At 43.3% G+C, this 3,226-nt stretch carries 3 protein-coding genes; all 3 read right to left on the reverse strand.

Annotation, left to right across the window (positions count from 1 at the left end):
- Positions 1–234 precede the first annotated feature (234 nt).
- Positions 235–1,656: a sigma-54 dependent transcriptional regulator gene (locus A3757_RS13250; protein WP_068553491.1), complete on the reverse strand. Its 1,422-nt coding sequence runs from the start codon at positions 1,654–1,656 to the stop codon at positions 235–237.
- 93 nt (positions 1,657–1,749) lie between these two features.
- The gene (gene gluQRS, locus A3757_RS13255; RefSeq protein WP_068506845.1) at positions 1,750–2,607 is read right to left on the reverse strand and encodes a tRNA glutamyl-Q(34) synthetase GluQRS; all 858 of its coding nucleotides are present in this window, start codon (positions 2,605–2,607) and stop codon (positions 1,750–1,752) included.
- Positions 2,608–2,655: 48 nt separating this feature from the next.
- Entirely contained in the window at positions 2,656–3,093 is a 438-nt protein-coding gene (gene dksA, locus A3757_RS13260; protein ID WP_068510075.1) for an RNA polymerase-binding protein DksA, read from the reverse strand.
- Positions 3,094–3,226: the final 133 nt, after the last annotated feature.

The raw sequence follows: 3,226 nt of genomic DNA on the forward strand, positions 1-3,226 counted from the left end.
TAGTAAGAGTAGCATTAGCTGTACCAGCACTTAATAAATACTTAATAAACAGTAACTTATGATTTTCTTATACGATTTATGCTTAAAGAGAGTGGTCAAAATACTAAAATGTGACAAAAAATCAGGTAAATATGTTTCGATAGGTAACGCCTGGTAACATTTTTGGAGGAAAGTGATTTTCTTAATTACAGTAAGTGTTTCCTTATGCAACAAAATGTGAGGCAGGTCTCACTTCTAGTTGCTCTTTTTGCGAGGTATTCCTAGTCGCTGTCTACGTTCCCATAGATTCTTACGGCTGATGCCCAGGCGCTTGGCCAGTTCTGTTTCATTCATATGGTCTTGGTTTTCGAGAACAAATTGTTGGAAATAGTCTTCGATTGATAAGCTTTTGCTAGAGGAGGCTGAAGACTTTTCGGCAGATGGGAGTTGGGAAGCTGCGCTGTAAGGGGAATTAACTTGTGGTGTAATCAATCCCTTTGGAATATTGATATCATCAACTTCCGACTCAATATCTAATAATTCAGCGGTAATCATCTTGTTATCGCAAAGAATGGTTCCACGCTCAATAGCATTTTCAAGTTCACGGACATTTCCAGGCCAGTGATATTCCTGAACGGCTTTCATTGCATCCGGACTGAACTTGATATTTGCTTGGCCAAGCTTGTCACTTGCTTTGGCAAGCAAAGTATTTGCAAGACCAAGAATATCATCGCCTCGCTCTCTTAATGGGGGGAGCTTGAGCTGGACAACATTTAGACGATAGAACAAATCTTCTCGAAATTGGCCAGTACGAGAAAGTGCCTTGAGGTTTCGGTGAGTTGCGGCAATAAGCCGAACATTAACTTGTCGAGACTGGGTTGAGCCAACACGCCTGATTTCCCCTTCTTGCAGAACGCGTAATAAGCGAGCTTGGGCTTCAAGTGGTAGTTCACCTATTTCGTCCAGAAATAAGGTGCCGCCATCAGCGGCTTCGATTAGACCGTTTCGAGCGCTTACTGCCCCGGTAAATGCGCCTTTTTCGTGACCGAATAGTTCGGACTCAATTAGCGATTCAGGGATTGCGGCACAGTTGATACAAATATATTCGTGATTACGACGATTGCTTAATTTATGGATAGCTCGCGCGGCCAGCTCTTTACCACTGCCTGTTTCGCCTTGAATTAATACGGTTGCTTCAGTAGGTGCCACTTTTTTCATTAAGTGGAACACTTTCTTCATGGCTTGGCATTGGCCGAAAATTAGTTGACCGATCTGCTTATCTGCATCGTCATCTTCATTGCTGGTCGCGCTCGCTAGAATGGGAGAGGGAGTTTGCTTCAGTATGCTGTTGACGATGTCAATCAGGTCTTTATGGTCAAAGGGTTTGGCGAGGTAATCAGCCGCACCAAGTTTCATAGCGTCGACAGCGGAGCGTAAACTGGCTTGCCCCGTAGTGACCAAAACAGGTACGCCCTGAGCTAATTTTATAATATCTGTCCCGGGCTGGTTGGGCAGGTGGATATCCGAAATGATTAAATCAAAAGAGGGTAGCGCATAAGTTTCAGCGGCCTCGTTGACTGATGATGCGACATCAACCTGGTGTAAAGCATCTTCTAGAAAATTTTGTAAACCCGCGCGGTGATCAATGTCATCTTCAATGATTAATATTCGGCGCATGTAGCCCTGCTTAAATTAGGTTTAGTTGCTTTATTGTGTGGACGAAGAATCATAACTTATTTTGACTTCATACCAAAGCTGGCACGCGAAAACTCAATATGGAGATGGAAGCTCTTTAACTCGTGAGAGAACTTTAGGGTTCCAGTGTTCAATGGCAGTTTCTAGCATTTGAGGGATAGATAAGCATTTTGATGATATCTCAATCCCCAACAGCCTAAAGATACAGCTCAAATTCTCTTTGGCTTGGAGAGAAGAGACGGCCTTCGCGTGGTTTTGTTTACTCAGCTTCTGACCTTTAGCAGATAGTACCGGGAAATGAGAGAATTCGGGAGGCTTATAGTCAAGCGCTTGATAGAGTGCCAATTGCATGGGAGTAGAGAAGAGTAGGTCGTAGCCTCTTACGACATGTGTAATATTCTGTCGGTGATCATCATTAACCACAGCTAGTTGATAAGCATAAAAGCTTTCTTTACGCTTAAGAACAAAATCATCATCTAGTTTATACGAGTGTTCACCTTGCATGCCGTCATGCCAATAATATAGTTCTTCGGTATTCCTAAACTTCTGAGCACAGTTTTGCTTATCGACAGACTGGCGTAGGCAAGCTTCATTGTGTCGACCACCGTTTGTAGCCAAGTATTTTCGACTACAGGGGCAATAGAAAATTGCTTTTCTTAAGTCCAGTTTTGTTAACAAGCTTTCGTATTCAGCACTATGTGCTGATTGAAAAACTATTGGTTCATCCGAGAATAAATGGTGGGCTTCAAGTGTCTCGATAATTTGCTGGCTAGCGCCGGGTGCTTCACGTAAGGGGTCAATATCTTCAATTCTTACAAGCCAGGTACCCGAATTTCTCCTTGCCTCTAAATAGGAAACCAAGGCAGCGAAGAGTGAACCAAAGTGTAAAGGGCCGGTAGGGGACGGAGCAAAGCGACCGCGATATGAGCTCATAGATCTAAGGATATTGGGTAGGAGTAGCTCCCACCCAATCTATCAGGATTAAATTCCTGTTTGGCGCTCTTTAATTTCAGCGAGCGTTTTACAGTCGATGCATAGGGTTGCAGTAGGTCGTGCTTCAAGCCGACGAATACCGATCTCTACACCGCAAGAATCGCAAAAGCCATAGTCATCATCTTCGATGCGGTCTAAGGTTTTATCGATCTTCTTGATTAGCTTGCGCTCACGATCACGTGTTCGAAGCTCAAGACTGAACTCCTCTTCTTGTGTCGCTCGGTCACTTGGATCTGCATAGTTAGAAGCGTCTTCTTTCATATAATGCACAGTACGATCTACTTCTTCCATTAGCTCAAGCTTCCAAGCTAAAAGGATTTGGCGAAAGTGCTCGCCCTGTTCATCGTTCATGTACTCCTCACCGTCTTTTTCGACGTAAGGGGTGAAATTCGTCATTTCTTGGGATTTTTGTTGGTTTTCCGGCATAACATTCTTCTCATTGTTACTTACTGATTGCTTCTCGTTGGCAAGCCGGGACAACGAGATTCCATTTAGCATATTAAAAAGNTAAGCCCACAAAAATTAGCAGAAACAATCAAATTAAGCCAATTTTTCTTAT

Source organism: Oleiphilus sp. HI0117 (assembly GCF_001635235.1).

Bases quoted from the DNA above. Each gene is read 5' to 3' on its own strand.
- gluQRS (WP_068506845.1), bottom strand. From the start codon at position 2,607: ATGAGCTCATATCGCGGTCGCTTTGCTCCGTCCCCTACCGGCCCTTTA.
- dksA (WP_068510075.1), bottom strand. From the start codon at position 3,093: ATGCCGGAAAACCAACAAAAATCCCAAGAAATGACGAATTTCACCCCT.
- A3757_RS13250 (WP_068553491.1), bottom strand. From the start codon at position 1,656: ATGCGCCGAATATTAATCATTGAAGATGACATTGATCACCGCGCGGGT.